This is a genomic window from Streptomyces inhibens, from assembly GCF_022221585.1.
Taxonomy (GTDB): domain Bacteria; phylum Actinomycetota; class Actinomycetes; order Streptomycetales; family Streptomycetaceae; genus Streptomyces; species Streptomyces inhibens.
In genome coordinates, this window is record NZ_CP084681.1 from 3032284 (window position 1) to 3052792 (window position 20509).

Below are 20509 nucleotides of genomic sequence, written 5' to 3' on the forward strand. Positions count from 1 at the left end.
GTCCCGCCTGGGCCGGCGTGCCGTAGGTGAGTCCCGGTGCGCTCAGAGTCTGGTCCTCTCGCCGTTGCTCCCGTTGCTCTCCCCCCTACGCTGCCACGGGCGGCACATTCCCAGGAAGCTCACGAGCGCCAATACGGCACAGCAGAGCTGTACGAGGGCCATCGGTACGGCGGTCCGCTCCCCCGCGATGCCCACCAGAGGGGAGGCCACCGAACCGAGGAGGAAGGTGGAGGTGCCCAGCAGCGCGGAGGCGGAGCCGGCCGCGTGCGGGGTGCGCACCAGCGCCAGGGTGTTGGTGCTCGGCATGACCAGGCCCATGGCGGCCATCAGGACGAAGAGGCCGGCGGCCGTCGGGACCAGTCCCACGTCGCCGAAGACGCCGGAGGACATCAGGAGCAGACCGGTCGCGGCGAGAGCGATCACGGCCAGTCCGGTGCCCAGCACCTTGTCCAGGCCGACCCGGCCGACCAGGAGCTTGCCGTTGATCTGGCCGACGATCACCAGGCCGACGGAGTTGATGCCGAACAGCAGGCTGAAGGTCTGCGGGGAGGCACCGTAGATCTCCTGGACGACGAACGGCGAGGCGGAGATATAGGCGAAGAGGGCGGAGAAGGCGAAGGCGCCGACGAGGAGGTAGCCGGAGAAGACCCGGTCGGCGAGGAGATCGCGCATGGTGCGCAGGGTCTCGCCGAGGCCGCCGGGGTGCCGGCGCTCGGGCGGGAGGGTTTCGTGCAGGGTGCGCCATACGAGGAGGGTGAGCGCCAGCCCGACGGCGGTCAGGACGACGAAGACGCCGCGCCAGTCGGTGATCTGGAGGATCTGGCCGCCGATGAGCGGGGCGACGACCGGCGCCACACCGGAGATCAGCATCAGGGTGGAGAAGAACCGGGCCATCGCCACCCCGTCGTACAGATCGCGCACCACTGCCCGCGCGATGACGATGCCGGCCGCGCCCGCCAGGCCCTGCAACAGGCGGAAGGCGATGAGGAGTTCGGCGTTGGTGGCGAGCGCGCACAGGGCGGTGGCCAGGACGTAGATCACCATGCCGGCCAGCAGCGGGCGGCGGCGGCCCCACTTGTCGCTCATCGGGCCGACGATCATCTGGCCCAGGGCCATGCCCGCCAGGCAGGTGGTGAGGGTGAGCTGGACGGTGGCGGCCGGGCTGTGCAGTGCGGCGGTGACCTGCGGCAGGGCCGGCAGATACATGTCCATGGAGAGCGGCGGGACCGCGGTGAGACCACCGAGGACGAGGGTGACCAGGAGGCTGGTGCGGCGGGACGCGGCCGGTGCTGCTGCCGCGCCCCGCTCGGATATCGCGGGTGAGTCCTGGGTCTCGGCCGTGGTGGAGCCGGGCTCCGTCATGAAGGTCTCCATGGGTCGTTGATGGCTGAACCATGGTGTCATGCACGGGGCGGCCGCCGGCCGCTTCCGGGGCCGTCCATTGGACCTAGGGCGGACGGCCCGCGGTCCTAGGACGGACGTCCCGGTCAGGCCGGCTTGAGGCCCGGGTCGCCCGCCTCGGAGACGAACGAGGCGGCGGTGTGCACCGGCGCCCCGGGGCTGGTGACGGCGGACACCGTCCGGTAGTCACCGCGGGCGGTGTCCCGGTCCAGGGTGACGGTGAGGTAGCCGCGCCGGCCGTTGTAGAACTTCATGTGCGGGTTGGCGGCCATGTATGTGGCCCAGTTGGCGGGCTTGTCCGCGCCGTCCTTGCCGCTGGCGATCGAGGTGGTGACGAACTCCACGCCCGTGGTGCGCGAGCCGGGGTCCTTGAAGTCCTTCTTGATGTCGAAGGCGTAGTGGACGTGCACATCGCCGGTGAGCACGACGAGGTTGTCCACGCCCGCCGACTCGGCGCCCGCCAGGACCCGGCGGCGGGAGGCCGCGTAGCCGTCCCAGGCGTCCATGCTGAGCTGGTAGCCGGCGCCGGTGGCGTTGCGCCGCTCGGAGAAGGTGACCTGCTGCGGCAGGACGTTCCAGCGCGCGGTGGACTGCCGCCAGCCGTCGATCAGCCAGCGCTCCTGGGTGGCGCCGGTCAGGGTGCGCCCGGGGTCCTCGGACTCGGCGCCCGGTACGTGCCAGCCGTCGCCGTAGGCCTGGTCGGAGCGGTACTGACGGGTGTCGAGGATGTCGAACTGGGCGAGCTGCCCGTACTGGAGGCGCCGGTAGAGCCGGGCGTCGGGGCCGTTGGGGCGCTGCGGGCGGCGCAGCGGCTGGTTCTCCCAGTACGCGCGGTAGGCGGCGGCCCTGCGGACGAGGAACTCGGCGGGCGGGAGGTTGTCCTCGCTGATGTCGGAGGCGTAGTTGTTCTCCACCTCGTGGTCGTCCCAGGTGACGATGAAGGGGTGCGCGGCGTGCGCGGCCTGCAGGTCCGGGTCGGACTTGTAGAGGGCGTAGCGCAGCCGGTAGTCCTCCAGGGTGACGGTCTCTCGGTTGAAGAGGGCGGGCAGCTTGCGGTCGGTGTAGTTGCGGGCGCCGCCGACCGCGCTGACCGGGTACTCGTAGAGATAGTCGCCGAGGTGGAAGACGACGTCGAGGTCCTCCTGCGCGAGGTGCCGGTAGGCCGTGAAGTAGCCGTCGTGGTAGGCCTGGCAGGAGACCGCGGCGAGCTTCAGCTCGGAGATCCGGGCGCCACGGGCGGGCGCGGTGCGGGTGCGGCCGACGGGGCTGATCCAGCTGCCGGCGCGGAAGCGGTAGTAGTAGACCCGGTCGGGCGCGAGGCCGGTGGGCTCGATGTGCACGGAGTGGTTGAACTCGGGGTGCGCATCGGCGCGGCCGCGGCCGGCCAGCCGCTTGAAGTGCTCGTCGTAGGCGACTTCCCAACGGACGGTGACTCTGGCGTTCGGCATGCCGTTGCCCAGCTCGTACAGGCGCGGCGCGAGCCGGGTCCACAGCACGACGGAGCCGGGCTGCGGGTCACCCGAGGCGACGCCCAGGGTGAAGGGGTTCTCGGTGATCGTCCGCGCATCGGCCTCGGCCGCGTACGCGGCGCCCGTGCCCGGGAGGTTGGTCGCGAAGGCGAGCGCGGCGGCGGCCCCGGTGACGGTGAGAAAACGGCGGCGGCCGAAGTGCGCGGCGGCGGCCCGGATCTCCTGCTCGTGCGGTGCGTGGCTCATCTGGCCCTCCCCTGACGGCGGTTGTCCTCTGTGATTGGAGGGCGGCAGGACGGCGCCGCGCTGTCCCGTGTACGACGCATGCATGACAGGTGGATGAGGACTGGTCCCGCAACGGACGTCGCCGGACAATCACGGCACCCGACGCGCCCGACGACGTCTCCGTAGGATTCAGGGCATGGCTGAACTGATGGTGCGCGACGGCACCTGGACCTTCGACGACGAGGTCGTACGCATCGTGCCGGGGCGCGAGCGCGGGGTGCACAAACTGCGCCAGGATCTCGGTGAGTTCACGGTGCCGCTGGCCGCGATAGCCGGCATCGCCTACGAACCGGCCCGCAAGGGCGGCCGGCTGCGGCTGCGGCTGCGGGACGGCGCCGACCCGCTGCTCCAGGTCACCGGCGGCGGTCTGCCGGACGAGGCGAACCCGTATCAGGTGGCCGTGGACGCCGCGCGGGCCGATGTCGCCGACTACTTCGTCGACGCCGTACGGCAGGCCCTGATGCTGGAGCAGATGCCGGACGGGCCCACCGACCGCTATCTGCTGCCCGGCCCTTCGGTGCCGCTGACGGCCGCCGGGGTGGACGGCATCGCCACCTTCGACGGTGAGCGGGTGCACCTGGAGTGGCGCTGGAACACCAGCGAGACCAAGCGGCATTGGGGCCCCAGGGACTTCGACCTGGCCGACCTGGAGGCCGTGGAGTGGCGGGCCGCCGCCGGTCTGGAGTCCGGCTATCTCCGCTTCCGCACGCGCGGCGCCACGGAGCGGATCAAGCCGGAGCACGACCCCAACTCCATCGAGCTGTGGGGCTTCAAGAAGGAGAGCGGCACGACGGCGCTGCTGGCGGCCGCGGTGGCGGCGCGGCTGCCGCACCCCGCGGCCGGCGCCGAGAAGGCCCTGACCACAACGGCCCTGACGGCGGGGCCCCAGGGCGTCCCGGCCCGCACCCCGCCCGCACCGAAGACGGCCGGCGCCGCCCCCGCCGACGACCATGACGCGCTGCTGCGCCGCCTGCGGGAACTGGGCGAGCTCCGCCGCGACGGCATCCTCACCGAGGAGGAGTTCACGGCCGCCAAGGCGGCGGTGCTGGAGCGCTTCCACACCGGCGGCTGAGTCACGGCGGCGGCGGCCGGTCCGCTCCCCTTACGCCGTTTACGCTGCCGCCATGGCACAGAACACACAGCGGGCACGGGCAGCACAGGCAACGCCGATGGCACGGGCCGGGCAGGTGGCGGGGACCGCGACCGCGGCCCGGCCCACCCTGCCGGCACCGGCCACCCGGGGCGGGCACACGACGCAGACCGCGCCGACGCCACAGGAGGCGCGGGAGGGCGGGGCGGCGCCCCGGAAGGTGGCCGTGGTCACCGGCGCCGGCTCCGGCATCGGGCGGGCGGTCGCCCATGCGCTGGTCGCCGCCAACTGGACGGTGGTGCTGGCCGGACGTCGCGCAGAGGCCCTGGCGGAGACCGCCCGCCTGGTGGGCCACGTGGACATCGAGGCCCCCACGATCATGACGGTGCCGACCGATGTCACCCGGCCCGACGAGGTCGACGCCCTCTTCGCGGCCGTCCGCGACCGCTTCAGCCGCCTCGATCTGCTCTTCAACAACGCGGGCACCTTCGGCAAGGCGGCGCCGCTGGACGAGCTGGCGTACGACGACTGGCGCACGGTGGTGGACGTCAACCTCACCGGTGCCTTCCTGTGCGCACAGGCCGCGTTCCGCACCATGAAGACCCAGGACCCGCAGGGCGGCCGGATCATCAACAACGGTTCGGTCTCCGCCCACACCCCGCGGCCGCACTCCATCGCGTACACCGCCACCAAGCACGCGATGACCGGTCTGACCAAATCGCTGTCCCTGGACGGCCGTCCGTACCAGATCGCCTGCGGCCAGATCGACATCGGCAACGCGGCGACCGAGATGACCGGCCGGATGCAGACCGGCATTCTGCAGGCGAACGGCCAGATGGCCGTCGAGCCGGTGATGGACGCGGCGGATGTCGCCCGCACGGTCGTCCATATGGCGGCGCTGCCGCTGGCGGCCAATGTGCAGTTCGCGACGGTGCTGGCGACCAACATGCCCTATATCGGGCGCGGTTGAGGGTTCCGGACCGGCCGTCGCACCGAATCCCGGTACGCCCTCTGCCCTCCCGCCGCTTCCGGTGGCACGCTTACCTCGGATCCGCACCACTCGTCTGCCGGGCCGCCCCGCGCGGTCCCGTCCCCCCGCGGCCGCGCGCGCCTTGTCGCGCGCGGCCCCCGCAGAAGGAGTTACGCGTGAGACGAACCGTTCGTGGCATACCGTCAGTTCACGGCATACGGGCGCGGCACACCGCGGGCAGGTCCCGGGCCGTCCTCGGCACCCTGACGGCCGCCGGTACGCTGCTCGCCCTGCTGCTCCCCGCCGGCCCGGCCGGCGCCGCCGCCCCGCACCACTCCCCGCGCTCCACCGCCCCGCGGACCGGCCTCGAAGCCTTCTGGACCGCCGACCGGATGCGCGCCGCCACCCCCCTGGACCTCGCCACGCCGGCGAAGAAGTCCACCACCGCCGGCGCGGTCCCGCGCAGCGCCCCGCTCAAGGTGCAGCCCACCCTCCCGCAGCTCCCGAAGGTGCCGTCCCTCCCGTCGCTGCTCCCCGGGGTCCTCCCCCAGGCCGGCGGGCCGTGGACCGGCGGCGGCGCGGTCGTCAAGACCACCGGCCGGGTGTTCTTCACCTACCAGGGCCGCAACGCCTCCTGCTCCGGCGACGCGGTGACCAGCGCCAACAAGAGCACCGTGATCACCGCGGGGCACTGTGTGAAGCTGCAGGGCGCCTGGCACACCAACTGGGTCTTCGTCCCCGGCTACCACGACGGTCAGGCCCCGTACGGCACATGGCCGGCCGCCACAACGCTCTCCACGCCACAGTGGACGGCGAGTGAGGACATCAACTACGACGTCGGCGCGGCGGTCGTCGCCCCGCTCGACGGCAAGAAGCTCACCGATGTCGTCGGCGGTCAGGGCCTGTCGTTCAACTCCGGCTACAACAAGGCGATGTACGCCTTCGGCTACCCCGCGGCCGCCCCGTACGACGGCAGCAAGCTGATCTACTGCAGCGGCACCACCATCAAGGACCCGCTGTTCTCCAAGGACCACGGCCTGTCCTGCAACATGACCGGCGGCTCCAGCGGCGGCCCCTGGTTCACCTCGTTCGACGAGAAGACCGGCACCGGACTGCAGTCCTCGGTGAACAGCTTCGGCTACCAGTTCCTGCCCGACACCATGTTCGGCCCGTACTTCGGCGACGACGCCAAGAACCTCTACAACAAGGCCCAGGCGTCCTGAACCAGGCACGCCGACCCACGCACCGGGGCCGTACGGCGACGCACGCCGTGCGGCCCCACCCTTACGGCCCGGCCCACCCGAAGTCGTCATAGCCCCCGCCGGCCACCGCCGACGCCGCGACGACGATCGCCACCAGCACACCGAAGACCAGCAACGGCCGTGCGCTGTACGCCAGTTGGCGGGCACGCCCCGGCCGCCGTCCGGCGCCAGATCCCCGGCCGTACGTCCCTGGGGAGTCCGCACGTATGCCACGCCGCCACCCCAGGGCGCGGGTGATCCGCCGTTTCCAGTAGACCAGCCGGTAGTAGTGCTTGAGCACCGCCGCCCCCGTACGTCCATTCGAATGAATTTCCCACGAGGGTAGTGGCCGTACGGCGGCGGCGCGGTGCGATGGTTCGATACGGAACCTCAGCCGGACGACATCTCCCGCAAGGAGGCGAGCAGCTCCTCACCGTCGGGCACACCCAGCCCCGTGCAGGCATTCCAGCCATGGGCTGCGCTGAAGGCGCCGTTGCTGCCTTCGATGATCTCGCGGAAGCCCCGCGAGGTCCGTCCGGGCTCCGCGCCGGCGTACAGCAGGGGATGCATCATCCCGAGCGGGCGGCCGAGCGCCTCAACCATGCGGCAGGTCAGGGCCGCCCAGAGGGGCGCGACGGCGCTGGTGCCGCCGATGACCGTGCGACGGCCGTTCACCAGCACCTCGTAGCCGGTGGCCGGGTCGGCGACGCCCGAGACGTCCGGCACGCCACGGCCCGGAGCGCTCCCGTTGTGCGGGACGCCGGCCGTGTCCTGCCAGGACGGAAGGCGGAACGCCTCACTGACGCCGCCCCCGGTGGCGCCACCGCCGTCGAGGCCGCCCCACACCTTCTCGCTGCGCACCTTGCCGGTAGCGGGGTCGGCCTCCAGGTGGGTGCCGCCGCAGGCCAGCGCATGCGGACTGGACGCCGGGAAGTCGGTGTGCGGCAGCCCGTCGCCGACCCCGTCACCACTGCCGTCGTCACCGGCCGCGACACACACCGTCACACCGAGCACCGCGGCATCGGCGAGCGCCTCGTCGAACACGGTGCGGGCCTGCTCGGTCCACTCGGACTCCGGCGCGCCCCAGCTGATGCTCAGCGCGGCCGGCGTCGGGGTGGCATGGACGGCGGCGCTCACCGCGGACACGAAGCCCCGGTCGGTGTTGTGCGCGAAGTACACCTTCTGCTCGGCACCCGGTGCCAGCGCACCCGCGACCTCGATGTCCAGCAGCACCTCGGCGTCCGCGTCCTCACCGGGGTGGTTGCGGGCGCCCCCGACGCTCACCGCGGTCACCCGCGGCGTCGGCAGGCCGAGGGACTCGAAGTAGGTCGCGAGTTCGGGCTGCCGGAAGCCGCCACCGAGCTCCGCGAGCGCCAGCGTCTGGCCGCTGCCGTCGGTGCCGGGCGGGAACTTGTAGACCTTGGCGAGCTGCGACGGCTTGTAGGAGATCCGGCGGGCCTCGGCCTCAGCGTGCCGCAGATGGGGGCGCGCCTGCGGCCGGTCGTCGAGACCGAGCACCGCCACGACCACACCCTCCAGTTCGGCGGGCACCTTCAGCGGGCCCTCGCGGTGGCGGTGCTCGACGGGCGCACCGCCGGCCGGGTCCGGGCTGGCCACCTGGGACAGCCGGGTCCCGAAGGCCGCGGCCATATCGTCCACGGTGCCCGTCACCTTGGCGCGACGGGACGCCAGATCGACGTCGGCCACCTGAACGCGATGGCGGCCCAGCACCTCGCGTACGAGCTCGACATCGGCCGGGTCGGCGCCGTACCGCTCGGCGAGCTCGGCCTGCGAGATCGTTTCGGGCCCCACGATCAGCTCGCGGGGAACCTCCGCCCGGCGGCGCAGCATCACCATGGCCTCGATGGGCATCGAACCATCGAGGGGTCCTACGGGGCGCGCCTCGGATGCGGCCAGGCGTTCACTACCAGGTATGGGAACGAATCGACTCATAGCACAAAGTATCGGGCCGATTACCCTCGGACTGCATGTCGAGCGGGCCGGCGAGGTGCGCGTATCGTCGCGGCCGTGACATCGATGAGAAAGATCATCTTGATGATGTCGGTGTCCCTCGACGGATTCATCGAGGGACCGGACCGCCAGATCGACTGGCACATGGTCGACGACGAGCTGCACCGCCACTTCAACGAGCAGCTCAGGGCGATGGGCGCCTTCCTGAACGGCCGCGTCACCTACGAGCTCATGGCCGAGTTCTGGCCCACCGCCGACTTGGACCCCTCAAGTACCGGACCGATGGCGGAGTTTGCCGGTATCTGGCGGGACATGCCCAAGATCGTGTTCTCCCGGACCCTGGAGCGGGCCGACTGGAACACCACCGTCATGCGGGACGTCGTCGTCGACGAGATCATGGCGCTCAAGGCGCGGCCGGGCGGAGACCTGGCGCTCGGTGGCGCCGATCTCACCGCGGCCTTCCTGCGGCACGATCTGATCGACGAGTACCGCATCTACGTCCATCCGGTCCTCATCGGACGGGGCAAACCCCTGTTCCCGGCATCGGACGCCATGATCACCCTCCGGCTCGCCAGGACCCGGACCTTCGGCAACGGGGTCGTCCTGCTCCGTTACGAGCGTCCCGACGCGTCGCCCTCGCCGGGATGATCAGCGCCCCTGTGCCCCGTCACGTCCTGGGCCGGTCGCGGCAGGACAGCGCGTCGATGGTCTCGACCCGGGGCTTGTAGTCGGTCTCCCAGGTCGGGTCGGCCTTGGGAATGGACCACAGCGACGTCGAGAAGTCGTGGCTCCAGCTGTTGCTGCTGACGTAGTCCCGCAGCGCGTCGCGCAGCTTCAGACAGTCCTGGCGGTGGCCCTTCTTCATGGCGATGCCGTAGTGGTTGGCGGAGCCGTAGGTGATGTCGGGGACGACCCTGAGACCGGGGTTCTCCTGGGTGAAGCCGTAAAGGATCATCTGGTCGGTGGAGACCGCGTCGGCCACCTTCGTGTCCTTGAGGTCCTTGATGCAACTGGAGGCGTCCGGGCGCTCGTAGACCGCGATCCGCTCGTACTGCGGCCCCTCCAGCGTGGTGACGGAGGTGGTGCCGGGCCAGGTGCAGACCCGCTTGCCGAAGAGGTCCTCGGGCTTGCGGATCCGGTGGTCCTTGCTGCGGACCATGATGCCCTGGTACGTGGACGCGTACGGGCCCGCGAAGTCCAGCTCCTTCATACGGTCGACGGTGATCGAGAACGTCGCCGCGACCAGGTCCTTCTTGTTCTCGGTGAGCACCGCGGCACGGTCCTCGGACGGCACGATCCCGAAGTCCGGCTCCGCGCCGACGGACTTGAGGATCTGCTGGGAGACGGTGATGTCGAAGCCCGAGAACTTGTAGGTGTGCACCACGCCGGTTCCCGGCTGGTCGTTCTTCGCCCCGACCGAGACCTTGCCGTCCGCGAAGAGCGACTCCGGCTCCGAGGCGCCGCAGGCGGTCGCGGTCAGCGCGGCAAGGCCGAGCAGGGCCGCGACCGGGAGGGTGCGGTGGCGGCGGCCGGCCGCCGGTGGTACTCCTGCGCTCATAGAACTCCCCGTTCTGGTCTTCTCATCGTTCGCGTTGGTCGTGCAGCCCCGCTGGTTGTCGTGCAGCCCCGCTAGTTGTCGTGCAGCACCGCGCCCGTCGTCTGCACGTCCATACGGCAGCCGCGGGCGGTATGCAGCCTGACGTCGATCCGCACGGTGCTGACCCGCGCGCCCAGGGTGAAGTCGACGGTGCCGCCGGGGCGGATCGTCGTCGGCTGGGCGGCGGCGCCCGAGGTGAGCAGGGAGACCGTCGCGGTGGTGTCCGGCAGGCAGGTCGGGGCCGCCGGGTTGTGGTCGGCGATGGCCAGCGTCAGGCGCAGGGCATTACGCGGTTTCTCCAGGGCAGGCGCGTCCAGGAGGAGAGTGAGCGAGTGGCGCGCGGCGTCGTCCAGCGGCTGTGTGCCCTGTGCGCGCACCTGCCCGGTCACATCGATCTCGCCGTGCGTGCGGACGCTCTGGAACGCCAGCCAGCCGCCGACGGTGGCCAGTACGGAGACCAGCGAGAGAGTGCCGACCACCCGGGCGTCACGTGGCCTCCGGTTGAGGACGCGGGCGGCGCCCGTGACGAGCGACAGTCCGGCGAGCGTGCCCCAGAGGGCGTACTGGCCGGCCGGCCCGTCCGGCCACCCGGTCCATGCGATCACCACGACCGCACAGGCCAGCAGCAGCGGCAGCCAGCGTGCGCTGGGGTGCATCACCCACTTGATGATGATCTTCTTGATGTCGTTGGCCGCGATCGAGTAATCGCCGTGCGCCGTCGGGTTGTTGTGGATGTCGCCGCCGTTGTCGCGGACACCGCCGCTCATGAGCTGTCCCGGGTGCGGTCGCTGCCCCCCATGTGGATGTCGCCGTGGATCTCGCCGGCCGCGATGGAGCCCTGGCCGGTCGCGGTCGGGGTGCTGTAGACGATGCGCCCGCCCGCGGACGAGGCGAGCCGGCCGACGTGATCCAGCAGGTGGCGCTCGTCCCTTCGGTCGGCGGGGGCCCGCAGCCAGGCGGCCACCGCGGCGGACAGCAGCTGGCGCTCCTCATGGGTGAGGCCGGCGAGCAACTCGTCGAGAGCATCCGCACGCTCCGCGTCGAGAACCGGCTGGGTGGCGCCACCAAGGCCACCACCGTCACCGTCGCCACGGCGCACCAGCCGGCGGAAGAACCCCTCGCCGGCCGTCACCGTGCGTTCCGCGATCCGCTGTTGAGCCGCGGTGATCACAGAGGTGCCCAGGCTGTTCGCCGCCAGGGCAAGGTAGGGAGCGATCTCGGCGGATACGGTCGCCAGGTCGGACATCTGGTTCTCCCCACACTCATGAGTCACGGGCATCATGCCGCAACGCCCTTACGGGAAATGCGTGTTACCCATGTGGAGCATGAACCACACCCACACCAATGTGGGGTTTCGGGTCGGTTTTCCCGGCGGGGTGGCGATGGGGCAGGTGAGACTCATCCCCCCGGCCGCACGGGCGGACCGGAGCACACAGGCGGCGCACGAGTCTGCCTGTACGCCGGGTCAGTCCGCTCGGGACTCAGCGCGCGTTGCACAGCTCTTGGCAGACGGCGCATCGTGCACTGCTGGAGCAGGCTGACCGCCTGGTGGCGGTGTGGAACGGGTAACCGCCTTCGGCCAAGAGCGGGGGCACCGCTGATGTGGTGTCCGAGGCGAGGGCAGCCGGCCTACCTGTCGACGTGGTGTGGCCGGTGGGCGCCACCCGGCAGGGTGAACGCACGAGCCCCTTGACCGCAGGTCAGGGGCTTAAGAGGCGGACGAGTCGGCCTGTACGCCGGGTTCTGTCGCCCCCGGGAAGGATCACGCTTTGACCTGCATGTTTGCATGATCTTTTCGGGCCGTTGTGCCCGCGGGGACTTCTCGGGGACTTTCAGTCGAGATCGGTGAACCACGCCTCGATGGCGGAGAGTCCGCGGGCGCCGGCCTGCGGCATGAAGTGAGTGTAGGTGCGGAGAGTGAAGGCCGGGTCGGAGTGACCGAGCCACTGCGCCAGCGAGACGATCGACTCGCCCGCCTCAAGCATCACCGAGGCAAAGGTGTGCCTCAGGACGTGGAATCCATGCTCCCGGCTCGGCTCCCAGACTCGGGTGGCCTTCTCCCCCGGCTTCGGCTTCGCGAGGGGCGGGATCACCCCGGCCTTGGCGAGCGCCGGCTTCCAGGTCTTGGTGTTCCAGGTGGTGCGGTTGATTGCGCCGCCTCGTGTCGTACTGACCAGGAGCGGGATCGTGACCGTACGCCGCTTCTCGCGGGGAAGGTCCGGCTCTTCCGGGTCGAGCCATGGCAGGGTGACGAGAACGGGCTTCAGCCACTCCTGGTGCGTCAACAGCCGCTTGGCAAGGGCGGCCGACAGCGGGACGTCGCGTTCCTTGCCTCCCTTCGGCGGGCCGAAGTACAGCTGCGACCGGTGCCGCAGGATTTGCCGCTCGATGTGCACCGAGTCTCCGTGGATGTCTCCGGGGCTGAACGCGAACGCCTCCCCCTGGCGGAGGCCGCACCCGACGCCGAGGTCGAGCGCCACCTGGTATCGGTCCGGGAGCCCCCGACGAACGGCGTCCACCCGCGACTGCTCCCAGGAGCGAGCTTTCCGTTCCGGCTTCTTCGGCGGCTTGATGCTGCTGTTGCCCTTGCAGGGGTTGCGGAAGAGGCGTTTGTCCTCGACCGCGGCCTGCATGATCGCCTTCAGGTAGATCCAGGCGACGTGCGCCGTGCCGGCTCCGACCGCGCGCTGCACGTCGGCGGAATATTTGCGGAGCTCTGCGGTGCTAATGTCCCGCAGCGAGATCTCGCCTAGGTATGGCAGTACGTTTCCCCAGATCCGATACTCCATGCTCTCCCGCGTCTGTGCGGGGTGGACCTGCGACGGCCACCAGTGCTTCTCGACATACTCGCGGAGGGTGATCTCACCATCGCGGGCATCGACGAACTCGCCGCGACGCGAGTCGGTCTGTGCCTCGGCGAGCCACGCCTTAGCGTCCGCGACCGTGTCGAACGAGCGATCTTGAACGCCCGGGATTCCCTTCACCCGGTAGCGGGTGCGCTTCCCCCAGAGTTCGGTGCGCTCGCGCTTGCCGGTCTCCTTATTCGGCCGCTTCTTGAGCCACCTGTCCTCTATGTATCCCGCCATATGAAGCCCCTTAAGGTCGGAGAGCCAATTCACAAGGCACCTTCCGCGCCATGCTCAGCACACAGACGACCTCCGTCTGCAAGAAATTCCGCGTATCGTCCACGCCTTCAACTCGCCGGTCCTGGGCCACAGCCCGCTGCGACCGGTCCGACTCCAAGACCGGCCATCCGCATCAGGCCACCGTGCGTGGCGAACGCCGCTGTGTCGTCCTGTTCATCGGGCTAAGGGCCGGGTTCGAACGCGAATCGGCTTCCTGTTGTTCCGCCAGCCACGCATCGAGCAAGTCCCGGCGATACATGACCCGCCCGCCAGGGCCCATACGGAAGCTGGGCGGTCCCTGCCGCCGGTGACGCCAGACGTACAAGGTGTTCGTCGAGATACCAAGGTATGTAGCAGCGTTCTCCACGTTCAGGAACGCTGTCTCGACAAAAGGCTGCTTCTGATGACTCATTGGATATCTCCGGGTGAGAACTTCGCCGTACCGGCATCCGCGCCGGTCTCCCACCAGCAGCGCAGCAACGATGTGCGGGCTGCTCCTGGTAGGCAGAGACCAGCGTCCGGAGAAAAGCCGGTTTGGACCGGCCGCGATTAAGTGCTAGACAGCCGCTCGTAGCAGCAGGCCACCTGATCGGTCCGGCGGGCACTACGTATGCCGATATGCCCATCAGAGCATCGGGGGGATGCAGGCCGCCGACGTGAATGCCAGGTACAAGGAGACCGCGCGGCGGGCTGGCGGTCGACATCATCGAATGACAAGGTCGCAGGTCCTGAACAGCACGTTTGTATCTTTCAGCGCTGTCAGAGCCTTCCCTGCTTACGCGGTGGAAAGTCCCTCAAACCTCTCCCTGGGACAGGCATGAAAGTCCTTGAGGCCGTCCCAGGGTGTGAAGCGGATGGTGTCCCGCCGAGCGATATAGCCGATCAAGATTCGTGAACGCGCGGGTATCTGCCGGCGGCGTGCGCCCGCTTCCGGTGGCTGCTCCCTGAGCAATGGGCGGGCCTCCGGAGCTCGCACCCACGACGGCGTCGTCGCGCTGTGCAGCCGCGTGTGCGCTCCGCCCAGGCCGACGAAGTCGGCTATCACCTGAAGGTGCCCCCTCAGGCGCAGATCGTGACCGCTCGGCATGAAGGTGACACACACGGAACGGCCGGATCACCCACGCTCACCCGCACAGAACCACTGGCAACCAAGCCGTCCCGGTCCCCAGCAACCTGAGCAAGGCGAGCATTACGAGGGCCTCGTCTCTGGCGCGGCGTCCCCACCGACGGTCGCTCCGCTTCGCTCATCACGCCAGTAAACTTAAGGTAGCCGGGTATCACAACTAGTGCTCACACTGCTCGATCACGCCACCTGAACCAGCAGCGACATGGATCTTTAAACTCAATACCTTGCACGGCGCAAACCGAAGTTACCAGCGTGACGGCCGAGTTTGCGCTGCGGGGACAGGTGCCACATGGACGGAGACGACGAGAAGGCATGCCACCCCTGCCGCGCCCGGGCGCAGTCGCCGCACCCGGCTCTCCCACCTTCGCCCTCCATACCCTGGGGTGGCGTGCCTTTCAAGACCTGTGTGCGGCGGTCCTGCGGCACGTATGGGGGCAGTCCGTTCATGCCTTCGCCGACTCGAACGATGGGGGCCGTGACGGTGCCTTTTATGGCTCATGGCAGCAGCCAGCCGCCTCCACGGGGATCCAGGACTTACCCGCCGGCCCATTCGTGCTGCAGTGCAAGCACACCAAGAAGTCAGACAGTACCCTTGCCCCCTCCGATCTCGATGAGGAGTTCGCAAAGGTCAAGTCGCTTGTCAGGCATGGGATCTGCCACAGCTACGTCCTTCTGACCAACGCGCGAGTCAGCGGAACCTCAGAAGCCACCATCTGCGCTCGGCTACGTAGAGCCGGAGTCATCCACCCCCTGGTTCTTGACGGCCAGTGGGTGTGCGACACCATTGCCACCCACCAACAGCTGCGCATGTTCGCGCCCCGGGTCTACGGACTGGGCGACCTCTCGCAGGTCCTCGACGAACGCGCGTACGTTCAAGCGCAGTCGCTCCTCGGTGGCTACCTCCGCGAGGAGTTGTCAACCTTCGTAGTCACCACCGCCTACCAGCGAGCCTTGAGAGCCGTACAAGAACACGGCTTCGTCCTCTTGCTCGGAGAGCCCGCTGCCGGTAAGTCGGTTATCGCTTCGACCTTGGCCATGACAGCTCTCGACGCGTGGGGCTGCCTGACCGTGAACGCCCACGACGCCGCCGCACTCGTGCAGCACTGGAACCCACACGAGCCGAACCAGTTCTTCTGGATCGACGACGCCTTTGGTTCAGTGCGCCACGAGCAGCAGCTCACCGACAGCTGGTCACGGCACATGCGCAAAGTCATGGCCGCCGTCCACGGTGGAGCAAAAGTCGTACTCACATCCCGCGACTACATCTATCGCGACGCCCGCCCTTACCTCAAGGAATACGCCTACCCTCTGCTTCACGAACAGCAGGTGGTCGTCGACGTTGCTCAACTCCCCATGGCAGAACGCCGCCAGATCCTCTACAACCACGTCAAGCGCGGCGACCAACCGCGCGAGATCCGAGCGGCCATGAAGCCGCATCTGGATGCCGCAGCCGCCGCAGAGCCCTTCCACCCTGAGGTGGCTCGACGCCTAGGCAAGCAGGCATTCACCCGCCACCTTGAGCTGACCGCGGACGGTATCACTCGCTTCATGGCTCGCCCAACCACGTTCCTCCGCGACGTCTACACAGAACTTGGACCCGACGAGAAAGCCGCCCTCGCCCTCACCTACCAAGCAGGCGAACAACTACCGGCACCCCTCAGCCTGGACGGCCCACAGAGCGAGGTGATCACCCGGCTTGGCAGCACTCCTGCTGGCGTCAGCCGCGCACTTCACGCACTGAACGGCACCTTCCTGCGGCTCTCCCATCCGCCCGGCAGCGGCACCGCCAAAGCATGGTCGTTCCGGCACCCCACACTGCACGAAGGCTTCGCCGAACTCATGGCGGATGACCCCAATCTCCTGGGCGTCTTCATCGCCGGCTCGAACTGGCGCACATTGCTGAACCGCATTGACTGCGGCACGCAAGGACAGCACGGCACGCTCCTGCGCGTCCCGGCTTCCCTTTACCCCACGGTTGCCCAGCGCCTACATGACATCGAACCTGAAACACGAGGGCAGTGGGAAGATCGATCCCTGTGGCACGCCTTCTTCGCTACACGCTGTTCCGATGCGTTCTTGAAGGTCTACACCGAAACCGACCCACAGTTCCTGTCACGCCTGATGGACGAACGGTCATTTCTGTACACCAGTCTTGATGCCACCCATGAGGCCAAGGTTCTTGCCCGCCTGCATCAAGCTGGTCTCCTCGGACCAGACGAGCGCGGGCGCATCCTGCAACGAGTCACTGAAGTCGCCGTGGAGGCACCCGATGCTGGGTGGCTGCGGCTCCCCGAGTGGCAAGTCCTGCTCACCGACACTGACCGGGATCATCTACTCAAAGAGGTACGAGCCGCACTCATACCCAACCTGGAATCCACACTTGACGACTGGTACGACAACCAGGACCCCAGCGTTGATCCGTCGGACTACTACCAGACCCTGAAGACAGAGCTCCGGACGTTTCGGGAGGCATTCGATGCCGACCACCGAGCGGCAACAGCTCTGGACCACGCGCTGGAACAGATTGAGAAGATGATCGAGATCGCATATGAAGGCTACGATCACGTACCGTCGAACTTCGCATCCGACGGTCATGCGACACCACGCTTGTCCTCGTGCAACCGGAGTATTTTCGACGACATCGACACCTGACATCCCTCCCCCTTAGCGCGCATTCAGCCTCCGCAGGACCCCGCGGCTGACGCTGGTTAGGTTGTTGCAACACCCATCCAGCAACATCCGTAGCGCCGCACTGCCCGGAAGAACCGGCCGTGCGACCTTTGTGGCTACGGGCAGATAGAAGAGGACCATGGTCCGACCGTCGCGCAGTGCCCCTTCGGGGAATGGGCGGCGCCATGGCCGCCCGATTCCGTTCGGGGAACGGTGGGCCAGCGAATCGGAGAGATCCCTGATCCGAGAGTGGTGATCAGCCGCAGTCTTCGGCAAAGACTCGGGAGATCGTCAAGGTACCGCCGACGCGCAGGTATTCCTCGGAGGTCTCTGGCCCCGAGGCCAAAGCGCCCAGCGGTCGAGGCGGTATGAACGCCGTCTCCCCAGACCACTAGATGCTCCGGTCCAGCTTGAACAAACCGGGAGCGCGGCGCTCGCCTGCATCACAAGGGTCTTGCACGGGAGGATGTCCACCGGATCTGCCAGGGTCGCCGACGTAGAGGCGGACGCTGGAGCGTCTCCACAAACCCGTCTCGTCAGGTCAGTAGTTCGCAGCGATGTATGCGTAGGCCCGGTCAAACAGAGCTCCCGTCGGCGGCAGACCGTACTCCTTCAGGATGACCCGAAGCTGGCGGCGAACTTCTCGATCCCCAGGTTGACTGGCCTGCCAGCCGGTGTACCGGGTCTGAAGAACTAGGGCATCGATCTTCTCGATGACGCTCTCCAGGATTCGGGGAGTGAAGTCGGGCTGATACTCCAAGAAGATCTGGGTGAGCGCGCCTAGCCGGGGATCGGGCAAGATCGCTACTTCACCGAGTCGGCCCTCGCGCTCGGCGCGATCGGCCCTCGCAACGTCCCGGGCAAGTTCGAGGATGCGCTTCAGATACTCGACGCTCTGTGTCGCATCGATAATCTTCGTCTGTCGGAGCTGTTCCAGGCGCTCGGCCAAGCTCTCGTAGAGGGGGTGAACCGTGATGCCGGCGAGCTTGCGTGCGAGACGCTTCGCGATGCTGTCCAAGACCTCGGCCGCGGTAATGGGCCTCTCATCATCTGGATCATCAAAGCCAAGATCGAGCTGCTGGATGACCTGGACCATCCCCGCGTCAAGTACGACTTCCTCCAGACCGCTTGCATCGATGCGAACGTCGCCAATGTGCCTGGCGATAAGGTTCTGCGTCTTGGCCCCAAGCCGCATCCATAGCAGTTTGTCTGAAAGCTGCGACGGCTGGATCGAGGCATAGATCTTCGCAAGCCAACGGTAGTCCGGCTCGTAAGTGCGCAGTTCGGGTGCCGGCCAAAGGAACTCGAACAGGCCCTGCGCCATGATGAATTCCTTGGCGAAACCCTCGCGCGGCTTGGTCGTCGCGAGGCGCTCCTGTGCCTTTTGCAGAGTCGCGAACCCGGCATCGGTTCGGTCGATGCCATCGAAGCGTGCGAGAGCGGTAGCGATGACATGCGCCAGTTCGCTGTACAAGTCCTCAACATCGATCAGTGGCTTCTTCCGGCCGGTATACCCAACCTTCAGAGCCGCGGCCAACTCCTTGCCGAGACCGACATAGTCCACGACGAGACCATGCAACTTCTCTTGTCCAGTGACTGGATTGGTCCATCGCCGATTCGGCCGGGTGATCGCCTGAAACAACGTGTGCGCTCGAAGGGGCTTGTCCAGGTAGATGACGCCCTCTGCCGGTGCATCAAATCCTGTGAGTAGCTTGGCCGTTACGATCAGGATCTTGAGGGGATCCTCCGGGTCACGAAAACGCTGCTTGACCTTCGCCTCTGCTGCTCGGTCGCGGTCGTAGACCCACCACTCTTCAGGATCGGGATCGTCCTTTCCTGTCCGGCAAGTCATCACCACCGTGCACTCCTCGTCCTCACCGAGGAGCTCGCTGATGGCATTTTGGTATGCCACGCACATAGCGCGGTCGTATGCGACGACCTGTGCCTTCAATCCAAGCGGGGCAATCTTGGCTCGGTAGTGACGCACGATGTCGGCAGCCACGGCGGCGATGCGATTCGGTGACGCCATGATCGATGCGACGGTGCCAGCCTTCCGGGTAATCAGCGACTGTTGTTCATCACTGATCCCCTCCTCTGCCGCTAGCTCCGCGAACGCTTGATTCAAGTTGGCGGCATCGATGTGGAAGTCGACGAGACGAGTCTCCACGTGAACCGGCAGGGTGGCTCCGTCTGCAATGGAGCGCTCTACCGAGTAGTGGCTGAGGACGTGCCCAGGGTCATCGGGGTGGCCGAAGTTGTCCCAGGTGTCGCGGGGACCGATTGAGATGGGAGTACCTGTTAACCCGACCCTGGTCGCCTTGGGGAGCGCCGCGCGCAAGTCCCGCCCCAGGCGCCCATCTTGAGTTCGGTGCGCCTCATCGACCAGCACGATGATGTTGCTACGCCTACTCAGCACACCCGCGTTCGCGAATCGGAAGACTGTGGTAACAATCACGCCCCTCCGTCCCTTCGTGAGCATCTTCCGAAGCTCAGGGGCGCTCTCCGCAAGGGCTGTGTCCATCACACCGACGGCCCGAAACTCGGAGGCCAGCTGTTCGAAGAGATCAAGCCGGTCGAGAACGACTACGATCGTGGGCGCATCAAGCGCTGTCGACTCCTGGCGGAGTTTGGCCGCTGCAAAGGCCATGAGCAGGGTCTTCCCCGAGCCTTGATGGTGCCACACCAAACCCTGGTCCCGCAAAGGATCGCGCGCTCGCGTGACAATGCCTTCGACCGCTTCTACCTGGGGATAGCGCGGAATCACCTTCTTGGCCACCGTGCCAGTGGCTGAGGCCTGATACGTAAAGAAGGTGTAGGTGTTGATGATCTCCAGGATCAGCTCGGGACGTAGCAGCAGTTCCGCAGACCGGAGTATGGCTTGGAGTGACGGCATGCGGATGGGGTCCGCTGTCGAGGCCCACGGCAGCCAGTGCTCGGCTGGCTGCCCAATCGCGCCATAACGCAACTCCTTACCTTCCGTAGCGAAGGAGAAAACATTTGGGACGAAGAAGCTAGGCGTCCGTGTCTCATATATGGAGTGAACCTCATTGGCCCCATCAAACCAAGAAACGGAGCTGTCGACTGGGGTCTTTGTTTCCCCGATAACGAGCGGAAGGCCGTTCACCCACAAGACAATGTCGTATCGACGGGTGTCAGCACCTACGAACACGACCTCGTTCGAGACGATCAGGGAATTCTTGTGGGGGGCGGAGTAGTCGATCAGGTGAACCGGGACATCGCGCCGGGTGCCAACGAATCGGTGCGTGACCTGCCCGCGCAGCCATTCGAGCATTTGCCGGTTCGTTGCAAACAAACCGTCGTCGCTCACTGCCAGAAACAGAGCCCTCAGCTTCGGAAGCACCTCGTCCACGCGGGACGGTTTCTTGGCAATGGCCGGGTTGAGACGGATCAGAGCTTCACGGACCTCACCTTCCACCATCGGTGATGTCGGCAGCCTGGCCAGGTCCCTCCCCGGGACGTGTGTCCATCCCATGTCGGGCTCGACCAGCCGCGCGATGAGCGCAGCTTGAACCGTCGATGCCTCCGACATGCCCCCCATAAAGC

Annotated in this window: 15 protein-coding genes; 5 read left to right on the forward strand and 10 right to left on the reverse strand. The window is 67.6% G+C overall.

The window, feature by feature from the left end:
- Positions 1-42 precede the first annotated feature (42 nt).
- Both KI385_RS13995 and KI385_RS14000 read right to left on the reverse strand, forming a co-directional pair.
- Positions 43-1362: a Bcr/CflA family multidrug efflux MFS transporter gene (locus tag KI385_RS13995; protein WP_238572531.1), complete on the reverse strand. Its 1320-nt coding sequence runs from the start codon at positions 1360-1362 to the stop codon at positions 43-45.
- A 125-nt stretch (positions 1363-1487) separates the two neighbouring features.
- A complete protein-coding gene (locus KI385_RS14000; RefSeq protein WP_238572532.1) occupies positions 1488-3116 on the reverse strand; it encodes an alkaline phosphatase D family protein in 1629 nt (542 codons plus the stop codon).
- A 175-nt stretch (positions 3117-3291) separates the two neighbouring features.
- On the opposite strand from KI385_RS14000, the gene KI385_RS14005 reads away from it, so the two are divergent.
- From KI385_RS14005 to KI385_RS14015, 3 genes are all read left to right on the forward strand, one after another.
- Positions 3292-4227, forward strand: coding sequence for a DUF4429 domain-containing protein (locus KI385_RS14005; RefSeq protein WP_238572533.1), 936 nt, complete (start codon positions 3292-3294; stop codon positions 4225-4227).
- A 97-nt stretch (positions 4228-4324) separates the two neighbouring features.
- Positions 4325-5215 (forward strand): SDR family oxidoreductase, encoded by an 891-nt coding sequence (locus tag KI385_RS14010; RefSeq protein WP_238577689.1) that lies wholly within the window; start codon positions 4325-4327, stop codon positions 5213-5215.
- A 176-nt stretch (positions 5216-5391) separates the two neighbouring features.
- Positions 5392-6438 carry a trypsin-like serine peptidase gene (locus tag KI385_RS14015; protein WP_238572534.1) on the forward strand — a complete coding sequence of 349 codons (1047 nt, stop codon included), beginning with the start codon at positions 5392-5394 and terminating at the stop codon, positions 6436-6438.
- Positions 6439-6499: 61 nt separating this feature from the next.
- On the opposite strand, the gene KI385_RS14020 is transcribed toward KI385_RS14015, so the two are convergent.
- Both KI385_RS14020 and KI385_RS14025 read right to left on the reverse strand, forming a co-directional pair.
- Positions 6500-6757, reverse strand: a complete 258-nt coding sequence (locus KI385_RS14020) for a hypothetical protein (RefSeq protein WP_238572535.1) — start codon at positions 6755-6757, stop codon at positions 6500-6502.
- An 89-nt stretch (positions 6758-6846) separates the two neighbouring features.
- Positions 6847-8328 (reverse strand): S53 family peptidase, encoded by a 1482-nt coding sequence (locus KI385_RS14025; RefSeq protein WP_238572536.1) that lies wholly within the window; start codon positions 8326-8328, stop codon positions 6847-6849.
- A 165-nt stretch (positions 8329-8493) separates the two neighbouring features.
- Between KI385_RS14025 and KI385_RS14030 the strand changes: the two genes are divergently transcribed.
- A complete protein-coding gene (locus KI385_RS14030) occupies positions 8494-9075 on the forward strand; it encodes a dihydrofolate reductase family protein (protein ID WP_238577690.1) in 582 nt (193 codons plus the stop codon).
- A gap of 19 nt (positions 9076-9094) precedes the next feature.
- On the opposite strand, the gene KI385_RS14035 is transcribed toward KI385_RS14030, so the two are convergent.
- From KI385_RS14035 to KI385_RS14055, 5 genes are all read right to left on the reverse strand, one after another.
- Positions 9095-9985 (reverse strand): transporter substrate-binding domain-containing protein, encoded by an 891-nt coding sequence (locus tag KI385_RS14035; RefSeq protein WP_238572537.1) that lies wholly within the window; start codon positions 9983-9985, stop codon positions 9095-9097.
- A gap of 71 nt (positions 9986-10056) precedes the next feature.
- Positions 10057-10791 carry a hypothetical protein gene (locus tag KI385_RS14040; RefSeq protein ID WP_238572538.1) on the reverse strand — a complete coding sequence of 245 codons (735 nt, stop codon included), beginning with the start codon at positions 10789-10791 and terminating at the stop codon, positions 10057-10059.
- Positions 10788-11270 (reverse strand): hypothetical protein, encoded by a 483-nt coding sequence (locus KI385_RS14045; RefSeq protein WP_238572539.1) that lies wholly within the window; start codon positions 11268-11270, stop codon positions 10788-10790. The genes KI385_RS14040 and KI385_RS14045 overlap by 4 nt, the downstream gene beginning before the upstream one ends.
- Before the next feature lie 586 nt (positions 11271-11856).
- Positions 11857-13110, reverse strand: coding sequence for a tyrosine-type recombinase/integrase (locus KI385_RS14050; RefSeq protein WP_238572540.1), 1254 nt, complete (start codon positions 13108-13110; stop codon positions 11857-11859).
- A gap of 172 nt (positions 13111-13282) precedes the next feature.
- The gene (locus KI385_RS14055; protein ID WP_238572541.1) at positions 13283-13561 is read right to left on the reverse strand and encodes a helix-turn-helix domain-containing protein; all 279 of its coding nucleotides are present in this window, start codon (positions 13559-13561) and stop codon (positions 13283-13285) included.
- A gap of 1026 nt (positions 13562-14587) precedes the next feature.
- Between KI385_RS14055 and KI385_RS14060 the strand changes: the two genes are divergently transcribed.
- Positions 14588-16927: an nSTAND3 domain-containing NTPase gene (locus KI385_RS14060; protein ID WP_238572542.1), complete on the forward strand. Its 2340-nt coding sequence runs from the start codon at positions 14588-14590 to the stop codon at positions 16925-16927.
- A gap of 559 nt (positions 16928-17486) precedes the next feature.
- Here the strand turns inward: KI385_RS14060 and KI385_RS14065 are convergent.
- On the reverse strand, positions 17487-20495 hold the full coding sequence (locus KI385_RS14065) for a type I restriction endonuclease subunit R (protein ID WP_238572543.1): 3009 nt from the start codon (positions 20493-20495) through the stop codon (positions 17487-17489).
- Positions 20496-20509 lie beyond the last annotated feature (14 nt).

Excerpts from the sequence above, each read along its gene's own strand:
- KI385_RS13995 (WP_238572531.1), bottom strand. The coding sequence starts at position 1,362 with ATGACGGAGCCCGGCTCCACCACGGCCGAGACCCAGGACTCACCCGCG.
- KI385_RS14000 (WP_238572532.1), bottom strand. The coding sequence starts at position 3,116 with ATGAGCCACGCACCGCACGAGCAGGAGATCCGGGCCGCCGCCGCGCAC.
- KI385_RS14005 (WP_238572533.1), top strand. The coding sequence starts at position 3,292 with ATGGCTGAACTGATGGTGCGCGACGGCACCTGGACCTTCGACGACGAG.
- KI385_RS14010 (WP_238577689.1), top strand. The coding sequence starts at position 4,325 with ATGGCACGGGCCGGGCAGGTGGCGGGGACCGCGACCGCGGCCCGGCCC.
- KI385_RS14025 (WP_238572536.1), bottom strand. The coding sequence starts at position 8,328 with ATGCCCATCGAGGCCATGGTGATGCTGCGCCGCCGGGCGGAGGTTCCC.
- KI385_RS14030 (WP_238577690.1), top strand. The coding sequence starts at position 8,494 with ATGAGAAAGATCATCTTGATGATGTCGGTGTCCCTCGACGGATTCATC.
- KI385_RS14035 (WP_238572537.1), bottom strand. The coding sequence starts at position 9,985 with ATGAGCGCAGGAGTACCACCGGCGGCCGGCCGCCGCCACCGCACCCTC.
- KI385_RS14040 (WP_238572538.1), bottom strand. The coding sequence starts at position 10,791 with ATGAGCGGCGGTGTCCGCGACAACGGCGGCGACATCCACAACAACCCG.
- KI385_RS14045 (WP_238572539.1), bottom strand. The coding sequence starts at position 11,270 with ATGTCCGACCTGGCGACCGTATCCGCCGAGATCGCTCCCTACCTTGCC.
- KI385_RS14050 (WP_238572540.1), bottom strand. The coding sequence starts at position 13,110 with ATGGCGGGATACATAGAGGACAGGTGGCTCAAGAAGCGGCCGAATAAG.
- KI385_RS14055 (WP_238572541.1), bottom strand. The coding sequence starts at position 13,561 with ATGAGTCATCAGAAGCAGCCTTTTGTCGAGACAGCGTTCCTGAACGTG.
- KI385_RS14060 (WP_238572542.1), top strand. The coding sequence starts at position 14,588 with ATGCCACCCCTGCCGCGCCCGGGCGCAGTCGCCGCACCCGGCTCTCCC.
- KI385_RS14065 (WP_238572543.1), bottom strand. The coding sequence starts at position 20,495 with ATGTCGGAGGCATCGACGGTTCAAGCTGCGCTCATCGCGCGGCTGGTC.